We start from the raw sequence: 14,925 nt of genomic DNA, 5'->3' as shown, positions 1-14,925 counted from the left end.
GGATTATAGTGTGGCTTGTTATTCGATAATCGAATGGTAAGCCATGGCCAGACAGGATTTGCAGATCGATTGGTTGCAGGCATTCGTCGCGGTGGTCGGCAGTGGTTCGCTGACGGCCGCGGCCGCGGGGCTGGCACGTTCGCAGTCGGCGGTAAGCATGCAGATCAAGAAACTCGAAGCAGCGGTGGGGCGTCCCTTGCTACTGCGTGGGCCACGGCACCTGAGCCTGACGCCGGCAGGCGAAGAGTTGCTCGGGTATGCCCGCAAGCTGCTGCGGGTGCACCGTGAAGCGCTGCTGGCCTTGGGTGGCGTGCGGCTGGAGGGCAGTATCTCGCTTGGTATCCCCGATGACTACGCGCTGGGTTATCTGACCCCGTTGCTCAACGACTTCGCCAGCGCTCAGCCCGCTGTGCAGGTGAATCTGGTGTGTGAGCCTTCCACGCAGCTGATTCCCAAGGTCGAAAGCGGCGAGATGGATGTGGCCATCGTCACGCGTGACAAGCCGCAGCGCGGCGAGCTGCTGTTTCGCGAGGAGCTGGTGTGGGTCGGCAATGCGCGACAGGAAACCTGGCGGCTAACCCCGCTGCCCATTGCCGTGTACGAGTTGGGCAGCCAGGCGCGCAGCCGCGTGCTCAAGAGCCTCGAGGTGTTGGGGCGCGATTACCGGGTGGTCTACAACAGCCCCAGCGTGGCCGGGCAACTGGCGGTGGCGCAAAGCGGCGCAGCGCTCGGTGTATTGACCCGGTGTTGCGTACCGTCCAGCTTGCAGGTGCTTGGCGCTGCCCAGGGGCTGCCGGGCCTGCCATTGCTCGATGTGGTGGTGATACGCAGCCGTGCGCCTGCACTGCCGGCACTGGTCGATGCTCTGCATGAGCAGGTGCTGCAGACCCTGCGTCGGGATTTCGAATGATCAGTGGGCTATAGTCGCAGGCCCCTGCAACGGACATCACCGAGGACCGTATGAACTGTGCAGCACTGGGTATCGAGTATCCGATCATTCAGGCGCCGATGGCTGGCACCGCCACACCGGCATTGGCCGCAGCGGTCAGCAATGCCGGTGGCCTGGGTTCCATCTCCATCGCTGCGGTAAAGGCCGACGCCGGGCGGCAGATGATCATCGAGACCCGTGCCGGCACCCGCAGGCCGTTCAACGTCAACGTCTTCTGTCATCGCCCCAGCGTTGTCGATCGGGCCGCGGAGCAAGCCTGGCTGGATCACCTGCAGCCTTACTTCGCCGAGTTCGATGTGCCGACTCCACGAGCCATCGGTGACATCTACAGCAGCTTTCAGAACGATGACGGTCAGCTCGAGGTACTGCTGGAAGAGCGCCCGCCGATCGTCAGCTTTCACCTTGGGCTACCTGCCCAGGATCGTATCGATGCGTTGAAGAAGGCCGGCATCACGCTGCTGGCGTCGGCGACCACGCTGGAGGAGGGGTACCAGCTGGAAGAGGCCGGTATCGATGTGATCGTCGCCCAGGGTATCGAGGCGGGTGGCCACCGTGGCGTCTTCGACCCGCTGCGTGGCGATCAGGGGATCGGCACCCTGGCGCTGGTGCGTGTGCTGGTGCGCCATCTGTCGCGACCGGTGATCGCCGCAGGCGGCATCATGGACGGCGCCGGTATCGCCGCTGCCATGACCCTGGGCGCCTGCGCGGCCCAGTTGGGTACGGCATTCATACTCTGTCCGGAGTCGGCGGCCAACGATGCTTACCGAGCCATGCTGGGCAGCGTGCGCGCGCAGGTCACGCAGGTGACCACGGTGATCTCCGGGCGTCCGGCGCGCGGCATTCTCAACCGCTTCATGGCCGAGGTGGGCGCGGCCGGGCATCCGCCGGTGCCGGGTTTCGGTATCGCCTACGATGCCGGCAAGCAGCTCATCGCCGCAGCGGCGAAAGCCGGTAATGCCGAGTTCGCTGCTCATTGGGCGGGGCAGGGTGCCGCCCTGGTACGGGCCATGCCGGCAGCCGAGCTGGTGGCGGTCCTGCAGCGTGAGTACCTGGCTGCGCGTACCTGAGGCTGGTTAACGCGAGCGGAACGCCCGGCTGGAGATGCTCACGCCATTGCCATCCGGGTCCTTGCTGTTGGCGAAGCCGTAGCCCTCGCCCTGGTGGATCGGGCCGAACTCCAGGCCATTGCTCAGCGCGCGACCGCGGAAGGCCTCCAGGTTCTCCACGTCGAACACCAGCTTGACGCGGGCCTGGTTGCCTTTCAGCGATACCGCGGCGCGGTGTATCAGCAGAATGAGGCCGCCACGAGGGTGGTGCAGCTCGATCACGCCCTGATCTTGCGCGCTGCTCACGAAGCCGAAATGGCGCTCGTAAAAGGCGCAGGTCCTGCCCGGATCACTGGCATACAACATGACTCGGGTGCTGGGGGCGCTCATCGGCGGTGTTCCTGTAACGGGGTGGGCAGACGCAGCCGCGATGACCTGCATACGGCGCACATGAGCGCTGAGTATGGGCCAAGACGCTTACGGGCCGACAGTGCCAAGCGGTCGGCCAGGGCGAAGCGGCCTGATTCAGGCGGTATGCAGCTGGACTTCTTCGATGGTGTCGTGTCGGTCAGGGGCTTCCACGCCGGTCAGTTCACTGATCAGCGCCCATTGCTGATCGAGTTCCTGGCTGACCGCACCAAGGCGGGTGATCATCTTCGAGGCGGCGGAGCGAACACCGCTGTCATCGCTGCGCAGCAGATCGAACGACAACGCGGTCATCGCGGCTGTCATGTGAGTGATCGTGCGTGAAGTGAGGGTGAGCAGTTCGGTGAGTTGTTGTTCTTTAGCGGTCATCTCGCGCTTCCTTGACTGGACGAGTCGATGCATTGCGTTGGGTTGAACTGCACTTGGCTGTCATATCCTTGATCAGCACATTGCAGGACGCCGTTCACGAACGAGCGTCGTGATGCGAGCAAAATGATATCACCGTCACACCTGGCGCTGGCAATATGCTGCATGGGGTTGGATGCAAATAATTTTCATATGTGCGTTTTAAACCCGGACCGCTTTTTTCATGCGCTCTGACGCAACTGGCAGTGGCCGTTCGCAGCCCTTGAAAGGTTAAATAGCTGCCACCCCGTGCGTCTGGATAGCGGCAGCGTTTAAACTGCGCCTCACCGACGCGTCGTGCGGCTCTTGTCGCGAGCGTCTGGAGCCTGGGTTGGCGCTGTAAGAAGTTGTCGCATGCCGGCAATGCTGCCCCTCGAGCACCCCCTACAATCTTTCGCATCGCTGGCCCGTCGGGGCTTGCGTGTCTCGTCAGGAGAGTTCCGATGTCCGTTCAGCACGACCCGGTGCAACGCGCCGATTTCGACCAGGTGATGGTGCCCAGCTACGCGCCCGCGGCCTTCGTGCCGGTGCGTGGTGCCGGTTCGCGCGTCTGGGATCAGAGTGGTCGTGAACTGATCGACTTCTCCGGCGGCATCGCCGTCAACGTGCTGGGCCATGCGCACCCGGCGCTGGTCAAGGCGCTGACCGAGCAGGCCAATACCCTCTGGCACGTGTCCAACGTATTCACCAACGAGCCGGCGTTGCGCCTGGCCAAGAAGCTGGTCGATGCCACCTTCGCCGAGCGCGTGTTCCTCTGCAACTCGGGCGCGGAAGCCAACGAGGCGGCCTTCAAGCTGGCGCGTCGTGTGGCCCATGACCGGTTTGGCGCTGACAAGTACGAAATCATTGCCGCCACCAACAGCTTTCACGGGCGCACCCTGTTCACCGTGAGCGTGGGTGGCCAGCCGAAGTACTCCGATGGCTTCGGACCGAAGATCCAGGGCATCACCCATGTGCCGTACAACGATCTCGACGCGCTCAAGGCGGCGATCAGCGACAAGACCTGCGCCGTGGTGCTGGAGCCCATTCAGGGCGAGGGCGGCGTACTGCCAGCCGATCAGGCCTACCTGCAGGGCGCCCGCGAGCTGTGCGATCAGCACAATGCGCTGCTGGTGTTCGACGAGGTACAGAGCGGCCTGGGCCGCAGCGGTCATCTGTTCGCCTACCAGCACTACGGCGTGACGCCAGACGTGCTGTCCAGCGCCAAGAGCCTGGGCGGCGGCTTCCCGATCGCCGCGATGCTGACCACCGAGGCGCTCGCCAGCCATCTGGCGGTCGGCACCCACGGCACCACCTATGGCGGCAACCCGCTCGGGTGTGCGGTGGCCGGCGCGGTCCTCGACGTGATCAATACCCCCGAGGTGCTGGACGGCGTGAAAGCCAAGCACCAGCGCTTCAAGGCGCGCCTCGAGCAGATCGGCGAGCAGTACGGTGTGTTCTCCGGTGTGCGCGGCATGGGCCTGTTGATTGGTGCTGTGTTGTCCGAGGCCTGGAAGGGCAAGGCGCGCGCATTCTTCGACGCCGCGGCCGAAGAGAATCTGATGATCCTTCAGGCCGGGCCGGACGTGGTGCGTTTCGCACCGAGCCTGGTGGTCGAGGACGCCGATATCGACGAAGGTCTGCAGCGCTTCGAGCGCGCGGTGGCCAAGGTGGTTGCCGCTGCCTGATTTGCCTGGCGGCCCGAGTGCCGCCAGTGCTCTTGCCCGTCCGCCCGGATGTTCCGGCCGGCCCCATGGATGATGGTTCTCGCTACCGGGACTGCTGTGCCCGGGCTCTGCTTAAGGAGTGACACCATGCTGGTTATGCGCCCCGCGCGAATGACCGACCTCGCTGAAGTGCAGCGCCTGGCTGCCGACAGCCCGGTAGGGGTCACCTCGCTGCCGGACAACGCCGAGCGGCTGCGCGACAAGATCGCTGCCTCCGAGGCCTCGTTCGCGGCCGAAGTGAGCTTCAATGGCGAGGAACGCTATTTCTTCGTGCTCGAGGACAGCGAGTCCGGGCGCCTGGTCGGCTGCTCCGGCATCGTCGCCTCGGCAGGCTATTCCGAGCCGTTCTACAGCTTTCGCAACGAGACCTTCGTTCACAACTCCCGTGAGCTGAAGATCCACAACAAGATTCACGTGCTTTCGCTGTGCCACGATCTGACCGGCAACAGCCTGCTGACCAGTTTCTACGTCGAGCGCTCGCTGGTCGACAGTGTCTGGTCCGAGCTCAACTCCCGTGCTCGTCTGTTGTTCGCGGCCTGCCACCCGGAGCGGTTCGCCGATGCCATGGTGGTGGAGATCGTCGGCGAGAGCGACGACGCGGGCGAGTCGCCGTTCTGGGATGCGGTGGGGCGGCATTTCTTCGGCATGAGCTATGGCGAGGCCGAGCGACTGTGCGGCCTGCGCAGCCGGGCCTACCTCGCCGAGCTGATGCCCCACTACCCGATCTACGTGCCACTGCTGCCGGATACCGCGCAGGAGTCCATGGGCCTGGTGCACCCGCGTGCGCAGGTGTCCTTCGACATTCTCATGCGTGACGGTTTCGAGACAGATCACTACATCGATATCTTCGATGGCGGGCCGACCCTGCATGCGCGGACCTCGGGCATTCGCTCCATCGCCCAGAGCGTGCTGGCGCCTGTGGTGTTCGGCGAAGCCGACGGCAGCGGCCGCCCCTATCTGGTCAGCAACGAGCAGTTGCAGGGCTTTCGTGCGGTGATCGCCGAGATGAACTGGGCGCCCGGCCAGCCCGCTGTGCTCGACCCGCTCACCGCGCAGACGCTTGGTGTCGTCGAAGGCGGTCAGGTAAGGCTGGTGGCGGTATGAAGGTGTCAGCAATGAATGCCACCTGGCTGGCTCGCAGTTTTTCGGAGGCATCATGATCGTTCGCTCCGTACGTGCCGGCGACCTGCCGGCGCTGATTGACCTGGCGCGCAGTACCGGCACCGGGTTGACCACCCTGCCGGCCAACGAGGCACGCCTGGCCTACCGGGTCGGTCGTGCCGAGAAGACCTTTCGCGGTGAAGCCGAGCGCGGCGATTGCGATTACATGTTCGTGCTCGAGGACGACGACGGCCGCGTGCTGGGTATTTCCGCGATCGCGGGTGGCGTCGGCTTGCGGGAGTCCTGGTACAACTACCGGGTCGGCCTCACGGTCTGCGCCTCTCAGGAACTGAATATCCACCGCCAGGTGCCGACCCTGTTCCTGGCCAATGACCTGACCGGTCATTCGGAGCTGTGCTCGCTGTTCCTGCACGCCGATCACCGCAACGGCCTGAATGGGCGCCTGCTGTCCAAGGCGCGCCTGCTGTTCATCGCCGAGTTTCGCGAGCAGTTCGGCGAAAAGATCATCGCCGAGATGCGCGGCGTGTCCGATGAGCAGGGCCGTTCACCGTTCTGGGAATGCCTCGGCCGGCACTTCTTCCGCATGGAGTTCTCCCAGGCAGACTACCTCACCGGCGTCGGCAACAAGGCGTTCATCGCCGAGCTGATGCCCAGGTTCCCGCTGTATACCTGCTTCCTGTCCGAGGCCGCACGGGACGTGATCGGCCGCGTGCACCCGGACACCGAGCCGGCCCTGGCGATGCTCAAATCGGAAGGGTTCAGCTATCAGGGGTACGTCGACATCTTCGATGCCGGCCCGGCCATAGAGGCGGAGACCGCGAAGATACGTGCGATTCGCGACAGCCAGTTGCTGGTTCTCGCCATCGGTACGCCAGGGGACGATGCGCCGGTGTATCTGGTGCACAACCGCAAGCGCGAGGATTGCCGAATTACCGCGGCAAGGGCGCGCATGGCCGCTGGCACTCTGGTGGTCGACCCGCTGACCGCCAGGCGCCTGCGCCTGAGCGTGGGGGATCAGGTGCGCGCAGTGATGTTGGCCGCGCAGGCCTGACGCCGTGTTTTCGATGTGATCGGGGGCGACGTACCGTCTGCTCCGACCGGTGATGCCGCCATGAGAGCGGCAGCCGTTACAGGTACAAGGCCATCGCCTGCGGTGGCCTGTCGAACCGTGAAGCCTGGAGTGATAGACCATGAGCACGCATTACATTGCAGGTCTCTGGCAGATAGGACAGGGCAATACCCTGGAATCCCTCGACCCGGTCAGCCAGCAGGTGCTCTGGGTCGGCCGTGAAGCTGATGCCGAGCAGGTCGAAGCCGCTGTGCAGGCCGCTCGCGATGCATTTCCTGAATGGGCCCGTGTGCCATCGAACGAGCGAATCGCGCTGCTCGAGCGTTTTGCTGCGGTCCTCAAGGCCCGGCAGGATGAGCTTGCGCAGGCTATCGGCGAAGAGACCGGCAAACCGTTGTGGGAGGCTGCTACCGAAGTCGCCAGCATGATCGGCAAAGTGGCCATTTCGGTTCAGAGCCACGCAGAGCGCACGGGGCACAAACAAGGCGTGCAGGGCAGCGTGCTGCGCCACAAGCCACACGGCGTGATCGCCGTGTTCGGTCCCTACAATTTTCCAGGCCACCTGCCCAATGGGCATATCGTGCCGGCCTTGCTCGCTGGTAACTGCGTGGTATTCAAACCCAGCGAGCAGACGCCGAAAGTGGCCGAGTTGACGCTCAAGTGCTGGATCGAGGCGGGCTTGCCAGCGGGCGTGCTGAATCTGCTGCAAGGGGCGCGGGAAACCGGCGCCGCGCTGGCGGCTCATCCGGGTATCGATGGGCTGTTCTTCACCGGCTCCAGCCGCACCGGCAATCTGTTGCACGCTCAGTTCGGCGGCCACCCGGAGACCATCCTGGCGCTGGAGATGGGCGGCAACAATCCGTTGATCGTCGAACAGGTCGCCGACATCGACGCGGCGGTTTACTGCATCATCCAGTCCGCTTTCCTCTCCGCCGGTCAGCGCTGTACCTGCGCCAGGCGCCTGCTGGTCCCGGAAGGGGCCTGGGGCGACGCGCTGTTGGCGCGTCTGGTCAGCGTGGCGGCAAGCCTCAAGGTCGGTGCGTTCAACGCCCAGCCGGCGCCGTTCATGGGGGCGGTGATCTCCCTCGATGCGGCTCAACACCTGCTCAAGGTGCAGATGCGTCTGGTCGACAAGGGCGCGCGACCGCTGCTGGACATGAGCCAGCCGCTGGAAGGCGCCGCCCTGCTGACGCCCGGGATCATCGACGTGACCGCCGTGCAGCCGCGCAGCGACGAGGAGATTTTCGGGCCGCTGCTGCAGGTGATTCGCTATGCCGACTTCGATTCCGCCATCGAGGAGGCCAATGCCACCCGTTTCGGTCTCGCGGCCGGTTTGTTATCCGATTCCCGCGAACGTTACGAGCAGTTCTGGCTGCGCAGCCGCGCCGGCATCGTCAACTGGAACAAGCCGCTGACCGGCGCCGCCAGCAGCGCGCCGTTCGGCGGCATCGGCGCTTCGGGTAACCACCGCCCCAGCGCCTACTATGCGGCGGACTACTGCGCCTACCCGGTCGCCTCGCTGGAAAGCGAGCGTCTGGTGCTGCCCGACAGCCTGGCGCCGGGAGTCAGCCTATGAGTCGTTCAAGCGCTTCGGCCTGCGAGCTGAACATCGACGGGCTGGTTGGCCCCACGCACAACTATGGTGGCCTGTCCTACGGCAACGTCGCCTCGCAGAACAACGGCCAGGTCGCCTCCAACCCTCGGGAGGCCGCCCGTCAGGGGCTGGCCAAGATGAAGGCGCTGATGGACATGGGCTTTGCCCAGGCCGTGCTGGCGCCTCAGGAACGGCCCGATGTGCAGGCGCTGAGGCGCTGCGGTTTCAGTGGTAGCGACGCTCAGGTGATCGAGAGGGCGGCACGCGAGGCCATGCCGCTGCTGGTCGCCAGTTGCTCGGCGTCGAGCATGTGGACGGCCAACGCCGCCACCGTCAGCCCGGGTGCCGATACCGCCGACGGGCGCGTGCATTTCACCGCGGCCAATCTCAACTGCAAGTTCCATCGCTCCATCGAACACCCGACCACCAGCCGTGTGCTGGCGGCGATGTTCGCCGACGAGCGCTACTTCGCCCACCATGCCGCCTTGCCTGCGGTCAGCCAGTTCGGCGATGAGGGAGCGGCCAATCACACCCGTTTCTGCCGTGACTACGGCGAGCCGGGTGTGGAGTTCTTCGTCTTCGGCCGCAGTGCCTTCGACCTGCGCCTGCCGGCACCGCAGCGCTATCCGGCGCGACAGACGCTGGAAGCTTCCCAGGCGGTGGCGCGTCTGCATGGTCTGCGTGACGCTGCAGTGGTGTTCGCTCAGCAGAACCCTGCGGTGGTCGATCAGGGCGTGTTCCACAACGATGTGATTGCGGTGGGTAATGGCGAGGTGCTGTTCCACCATGAAGATGCCTTCCTCGACAGTGAACGGGTCATCGGCGAACTCGGTGACAAGCTCGCGCGTCAGGGCGGCCGATTGCAGACGGTTTGCGTGCCGCGCCATGCGGTGGGCGTCGAGGATGCGGTGCGCTCCTATCTGTTCAACAGCCAGCTGTTGACCCGCGCCGACGGGCGTATGCTGCTGGTCGTGCCGGAAGAATGCCGCGGCAACCAGCGGGTCTGGGCCTATCTGCAGACGCTGCTGGGCAGCGATGGGCCGATTGCCGAAGTGCGCGCCTTCGACCTCAAACAGAGCATGCAGAACGGTGGCGGTCCGGCGTGTTTGCGCTTGCGGGTGGCATTGACCGCTCGGGAGCAGGCGGCGATGAACCCCGGCGTGATGCTCACCTCGGGGCTTTACGAACGGCTGTTGCAGTGGGTCGATCACCATTACCGGGATCGCCTGAGCGAAAGTGATCTGGCCGATCCACAGCTGCTGAACGAATGCCGAACCGCGCTGGACGAGTTGACCCGAATTCTTGGACTTGGCGCCGTATATCCCTTTCAATTGAATTGAGTCGGCTCGCACCATGAGCCGCCATTGACCCTGGAGTACCTATGAGCGACGCCCTGCAACTGATTCTCGAAGACAGCGACGGCACCCAGCTGGAAACGTCGTGCACCCGTTTCGCCGTGCTCTGGCAGGGCAAGGAAGTGTGGATTCAGCAGGTCGGCAACGGCCAGTTGATGATTGGCGTGGATGTCGCCGAGGGTGATACCGAATACGCCAACCTGCTGCTGCGCCCGCTGGCGACCAACCTGGTGAGCCTGGAGTTGGAGATGGAGCCGGCCGATGACGGCGCCGATGACGATCATGTCCATGGTCCGGATTGCAATCACTGAGGAACGCCCATGCTCGCCCTCGGCAAACTGCTCGAACTGACCCTGGCCGGCCACGAGCCGGCCTCGAAGATCCAGCTGACGCCGGAGGGTACGCGCCTGCGATGGCTGGCCGAGGGGGCACTCGAAGTGACACCGGCTGGTGGTCGCGACAATGGCATGGACCTGCTGCTCTCGGCGGGTATCCATGGCAACGAGACGGCGCCGATCGAGCTGCTCGACAGGTTGCTGCGGCGCATCGCCCGTAACGAGCTGCAGCCGCACGCGCGTTTGCTGCTGCTGTTCGGCAACCCACCGGCGATGCGTCGTGGTGAACGCTTCATCGAGCAGGACATCAATCGCCTGTTCAGTGGTCGGCATGAGCTGAGCAGTGGTGCCGAGGCGATGCGCGCCTGTGAGCTGGAGCACCTGGCGGCTTCGTTCTTCGCCGATGCCGGACGTACCCGCCTGCATTACGACTTGCATACGGCCATCCGCGCGTCGCGGATCGAGCAGTTCGCCCTGTATCCCTGGGTCGAGGGGCGTCGTCAGTCGCGGCACGAGTGTGCCCGCCTGCAGGCTGCCGGCATCGACGCGGTGCTCCTGCAAAGTCAGCCATCGACCACCTTCAGTGCCTACACCTACGCCGGGCTGGGGGCCGAGGCATTCACCCTCGAGCTGGGCAAGGCCAGACCGTTCGGGCACAACGAACTGGTCAATCTGGACCGCCTGGAGCTCCGTCTGCAAGCACTCATCGAAGGCTGCGAACCGCCGGTGGACGAGGCCGCTACCGAGCACCTTCAACTGTTCGCCTTCGCCCGTGAGGTGATCAAGCACAGCGACGCCTTTACCTTGCACCTGCCCGCCGACGTGGAGAATTTCACCGAACTGGCGCCCGGCTATCTGCTGGCGGAAGACCTGGCCAGCAGCCGCTGGGTGGTCGAGGAGCAGGGCGCACGCATCATTTTCCCCAACCCCAAAGTGCATAATGGCCAGCGCGCCGGCATCCTCATCGTCCCGGCCGAGGCCTCTCTACTGGGGTGATGGCATTGCCATCCTCCGTTCACCTGCTCGCACAGGAGTGCCCATGCCTATCATCGATCTGCGTAGCGACACCGTCACCCAGCCCACTGCCGGCATGCGAGAAGCGATGCTGGCCGCCGAGCTGGGCGACGACGTGTATGGCGAGGATCCGACCGTCAACCGCCTGGAACAGCGCCTGGCGCAGCAACTGGGGTTCGCCGCGGCGCTGTTCGTACCGACCGGTACCATGAGCAACCTGCTGGGCCTGATGGCCCACTGCGAGCGCGGCGACGAATACGTCGTCGGCCAGCAGGCGCATACCTACAAGTACGAGGGCGGCGGCGCTGCCGTGCTCGGCTCGATTCAGCCCCAACCGCTGGACATGGAACTCGATGGCTCGCTGGATCTGGCCCGTGTCGAGGCGGCGATCAAGCAGGACGACTTCCATTTCGCCCGCACCCGTCTGCTGGCGCTGGAGAACACCATGCAGGGCAAGGTACTGCCGCTGGAGTATCTGGCTGCCGCCCGCGCCTTTACCCGCGACAAGGGCCTGGCGCTGCACCTCGACGGTGCTCGCCTGTTCAATGCGGCCGTCAGGCAGAATGTCGAAGCGAGTGAAATCACTCGGCATTTCGACTCCGTTTCCGTGTGCCTGTCCAAGGGCCTGGGGGCGCCGGTAGGGTCCGTGCTGTGCGGCAGTGAGGCGCTGATCGGCAAGGCCCGGCGCCTGCGCAAGATGGTCGGTGGCGGCATGCGTCAGGCTGGCGTGCTGGCGGCCGCTGGGCTGTACGCGCTGGATCATCAGGTCGAGCGGCTGGTCGAGGATCACGCCAATGCCGATTGCCTGGCGGCAGGCCTGCGTGAGCTGGGTTACTCGGTCGAGCCGGTGCAGACCAACATGGTCTACGTGCAGATCGGTGAGCGTGCCGGCGAACTGAAAGCCTTCTGCGCCGAGCGCGGCATTCGCCTCAGCGCTGCACCACGTCTGCGTATGGTCACCCATCTGGATGTGGGGGCCGATGCTGTGGGGCAGGTGATCGAGGCCTTCGCCGCGTTTCGCGCCTGAGGCTGCCCCATGGGCCAGGCTCCTGCCATGCCGACCTGGCCTGCGGGCCGTATCATGCAGCCCGCTTCCGGTTTGCCGGCCAGTGGTGCAGGCCGCTGATTTCCGGCCATCGAGCCTGCGGGAAATAATTCAGGCTATGCCCTAGCCGCCACGGACAAGCCCGATATAATGCGGGCTTTTGCCGGCTTCGCCGTGGCCGCCTGTTTTCCTGGAAAATGCCAATGAAAAGCGCAGAAATCCGTGAAGCTTTCCTGAGCTTCTTCGAAGAGAAGGGGCACACCCGTGTCGCTTCCAGCTCCCTGATTCCGAACAACGACCCGACGTTGCTGTTCACCAACGCAGGCATGAACCAGTTCAAGGACTGCTTCCTGGGCCTGGAAAAGCGCGCCTATACCCGCGCCGCGACCAGCCAGAAATGCGTGCGTGCCGGTGGCAAGCACAATGACCTGGAAAACGTCGGCTATACCGCGCGTCACCACACCTTCTTCGAAATGCTCGGCAATTTCAGCTTTGGCGACTATTTCAAGCGTGATGCCATCCACTTCGCCTGGGAATTCCTCACCGGTGAGAAGTGGCTGAACCTGCCCAAGGAAAAACTCTGGGTAACGGTCTACGCCACCGATGACGAGGCTTACGACATCTGGAACAAGGAAGTCGGTGTGCCAGCCGAGCGGATGATCCGCATCGGCGACAACAAGGGCGCGCCATACGCGTCCGACAACTTCTGGACCATGGGTGACACCGGCCCGTGCGGCCCGTGCACCGAGATCTTCTTCGACCACGGCGACCACATCTGGGGCGGTCCACCCGGCTCTGCGGAAGAAGACGGCGACCGTTACATCGAAATCTGGAACAACGTGTTCATGCAGTTCAATCGCACGGCTGACGGTGTTCTGCACCCGCTGCCGGCGCCGAGCGTGGACACCGGCATGGGCCTGGAGCGCGTCAGCGCGGTCCTGCAACATGTCAACTCGAACTACGAGATCGACCTGTTCCAGAGCCTGCTCGATGCCAGCGCCCAGGCTATCGGCTGCGCCAACAACGGCGACGCGTCGCTGAAAGTGGTGGCTGACCACATCCGCTCCTGCAGCTTCCTGATCGCCGACGGCGTCACCCCGTCCAACGAGGGCCGCGGCTACGTGCTGCGCCGCATCGTCCGCCGCGCCTGCCGTCACGGCAACAAGCTGGGCGCCAGGGGCAGTTTCTTCCACAAGATCGTCGCGGCACTGGCCAGCGAGATGGGCGAAGCCTTCCCGGAGCTCAAGCAGCAGCAGGCGCATATCGAGCGCGTGCTGAGAACCGAAGAAGAGCAGTTCGCCAAGACCCTGGAGCAAGGGCTGAAGATCCTCGAGCAGGACCTGGCCGAACTCAGCGGCACGGTGATTCCGGGCGAAGTGATCTTCAAACTGTACGATACCTACGGCTTCCCGATGGACCTGACCGGTGACATCGCCCGTGAGCGCGAGCTGACCCTCGACGAGGCCGGCTTCGAGCGCGAGATGGAAGCTCAGCGCGTGCGTGCGCGCTCCGCCAGTTCCTTCGGGGTGGACTACAACAGCCTGGTCAAGGTCGACACCGATACCCGCTTCCTCGGTTACACCGCCACCGTTGCCAGTGGCGAGCTGCTGGTGCTGCTGCGCGACGGTCAATCCGTCGACACCCTGAGCGAAGGCGAGGAGGGCGTGGTGGTTCTCGACCAGACGCCGTTCTATGCCGAATCCGGAGGCCAGATCGGTGACTGTGGTTTCCTCGAAGGCCCGGGCGTGCGTTTCGACGTGCGTGACACCACCAAGGTCGGTGGTGCCTGGCTGCACCACGGCGTGGTCAGCAAGGGCAGCCTGAGCGTGGGCGCCACCATCAATGCCGAAGTGGATGCCTCGGTGCGTACTGCAACCGGGCTCAATCACTCGGCGACTCACCTGTTGCATGCCGCGTTGCGTCAGGTCCTTGGCGAGCACGTGCAGCAGAAAGGTTCGCTGGTGGACAGTCAGCGCCTGCGCTTCGACTTCAGTCACTTCGAGGCGATCAAGCCGGAGCAGCTCAGGGAGCTGGAAGAAATCGTCAACCGCGAAGTGCGCCGCAATACGCCCGTGCAGACCGAAGAGATGGATATCGAAAGCGCCAAGGCCAAGGGTGCCATGGCGCTGTTCGGTGAGAAGTACGGCGACAACGTGCGCGTGCTGACCATGGGCGATGGCTTCTCGGTCGAGCTGTGTGGCGGCATCCACGCCAACCGCACCGGTGATATCGGTGTGTTCAAAATCGTCAGCGAAGGCGGTGTGGCAGCGGGTGTACGGCGTATCGAAGCGGTTACCGGTGCTGCCGCGTTCGCCTACCTCAATGGTGCTGAAGAGCAATTGAAGGAGGCCGCGTCGCTGGTCAAGGGCAGTCGCGACAACCTTCTCGACAAGCTCGCTGCGGTGATCGATCGCAATCGCCAGCTGGAAAAGGAGCTGGACCAGCTCAAGGCCAAGGCTGCCAGTGCAGCAGGCAGCGACCTGGCCGGTTCGGCCGTGGAGATCAAGGGCGTCAAGACGCTCAGCGCGCGCATCGATGGCCTGGATGGCAAGGGCTTGCTGGCGCTGGTCGATCAACTGAAGAACAAGCTCGGCAGCGCAGTGATCCTGCTCGGCGGCGTGCAGGACGACAAGGTCGTTCTGGTGGCCGGTGTGACGCAGGATCTGACTGGCAAGCTGAAGGCCGGTGACCTGATGAAACAGGCCGCTGCTGCCGTCGGCGGCAAAGGTGGTGGTCGGCCGGACATGGCGCAGGGTGGTGGGGTCGATGCGGCCGCACTGGACGGCGCTCTGGCGCTGATCGGCCCGTTCGTCGAGCAGGGCCTCTAAGGCCCGTAACGCAAGCGTGGCCAGATCGCCC

General features: G+C 64.4%; 13 protein-coding genes. 11 read left to right on the top strand and 2 right to left on the bottom strand.

Annotated elements, in window-relative coordinates; all coding sequences use genetic code 11:
• Positions 1–43: 43 nt before the first annotated feature.
• Positions 44–910, top strand: a complete 867-nt coding sequence (locus tag FHR27_RS12395) for a LysR family transcriptional regulator (protein ID WP_042553135.1) — start codon at positions 44–46, stop codon at positions 908–910.
• Between the two features lie 50 nt (positions 911–960).
• The gene (locus tag FHR27_RS12390; RefSeq protein WP_042553134.1) at positions 961–2,016 is read left to right on the top strand and encodes an NAD(P)H-dependent flavin oxidoreductase; all 1,056 of its coding nucleotides are present in this window, start codon (positions 961–963) and stop codon (positions 2,014–2,016) included.
• 6 nt (positions 2,017–2,022) lie between these two features.
• On the opposite strand, the gene FHR27_RS12385 is transcribed toward FHR27_RS12390, so the two are convergent.
• Positions 2,023–2,385, bottom strand: coding sequence for a VOC family protein (locus tag FHR27_RS12385; RefSeq protein WP_042553133.1), 363 nt, complete (start codon positions 2,383–2,385; stop codon positions 2,023–2,025).
• Positions 2,386–2,520: 135 nt separating this feature from the next.
• Entirely contained in the window at positions 2,521–2,790 is a 270-nt protein-coding gene (locus FHR27_RS12380) for a hypothetical protein (protein ID WP_042553132.1), read from the bottom strand.
• 479 nt (positions 2,791–3,269) lie between these two features.
• Between FHR27_RS12380 and FHR27_RS12375 the strand changes: the two genes are divergently transcribed.
• The 9 genes from FHR27_RS12375 to alaS all read left to right on the top strand — a co-directional run bounded on the left by FHR27_RS12375 (position 3,270) and on the right by alaS (position 14,894).
• The gene (locus tag FHR27_RS12375; protein ID WP_042553131.1) at positions 3,270–4,493 is read left to right on the top strand and encodes an aspartate aminotransferase family protein; all 1,224 of its coding nucleotides are present in this window, start codon (positions 3,270–3,272) and stop codon (positions 4,491–4,493) included.
• Positions 4,494–4,619: 126 nt separating this feature from the next.
• On the top strand, positions 4,620–5,636 hold the full coding sequence (aruF, locus tag FHR27_RS12370; RefSeq protein WP_179538709.1) for an arginine/ornithine succinyltransferase subunit alpha: 1,017 nt from the start codon (positions 4,620–4,622) through the stop codon (positions 5,634–5,636).
• 52 nt (positions 5,637–5,688) lie between these two features.
• On the top strand, positions 5,689–6,705 hold the full coding sequence (astA, locus tag FHR27_RS12365) for an arginine N-succinyltransferase (RefSeq protein WP_042553129.1): 1,017 nt from the start codon (positions 5,689–5,691) through the stop codon (positions 6,703–6,705).
• Positions 6,706–6,844: 139 nt separating this feature from the next.
• Complete coding sequence (gene astD, locus FHR27_RS12360; protein ID WP_179538708.1) at positions 6,845–8,299, top strand: succinylglutamate-semialdehyde dehydrogenase; 1,455 nt, start codon at positions 6,845–6,847, stop codon at positions 8,297–8,299.
• Complete coding sequence (gene astB, locus FHR27_RS12355) at positions 8,296–9,657, top strand: N-succinylarginine dihydrolase (RefSeq protein WP_179538707.1); 1,362 nt, start codon at positions 8,296–8,298, stop codon at positions 9,655–9,657. Before astD ends, astB begins: the two co-directional genes overlap by 4 nt.
• A gap of 41 nt (positions 9,658–9,698) precedes the next feature.
• Positions 9,699–9,983 (top strand): hypothetical protein, encoded by a 285-nt coding sequence (locus FHR27_RS12350; RefSeq protein WP_042553126.1) that lies wholly within the window; start codon positions 9,699–9,701, stop codon positions 9,981–9,983.
• 9 nt (positions 9,984–9,992) lie between these two features.
• The gene (gene astE / locus FHR27_RS12345) at positions 9,993–11,003 is read left to right on the top strand and encodes a succinylglutamate desuccinylase (RefSeq protein WP_179538706.1); all 1,011 of its coding nucleotides are present in this window, start codon (positions 9,993–9,995) and stop codon (positions 11,001–11,003) included.
• 43 nt (positions 11,004–11,046) lie between these two features.
• Entirely contained in the window at positions 11,047–12,048 is a 1,002-nt protein-coding gene (ltaE, locus tag FHR27_RS12340; protein ID WP_179538705.1) for a low-specificity L-threonine aldolase, read from the top strand.
• Between the two features lie 221 nt (positions 12,049–12,269).
• Positions 12,270–14,894 (top strand): alanine--tRNA ligase, encoded by a 2,625-nt coding sequence (gene alaS / locus FHR27_RS12335; RefSeq protein ID WP_179538704.1) that lies wholly within the window; start codon positions 12,270–12,272, stop codon positions 14,892–14,894.
• The last annotated feature ends 31 nt before the right edge of the window (positions 14,895–14,925 follow it).

The sequence above is a fragment of the Pseudomonas flavescens genome (genome assembly GCF_013408425.1).
Classification (GTDB): Bacteria; Pseudomonadota; Gammaproteobacteria; order Pseudomonadales; family Pseudomonadaceae; genus Aquipseudomonas; species Aquipseudomonas fulva_A.
Note: the sequence above shows the minus strand (reverse complement) of the source record. Positions and strands in the feature narration are given on the sequence as shown.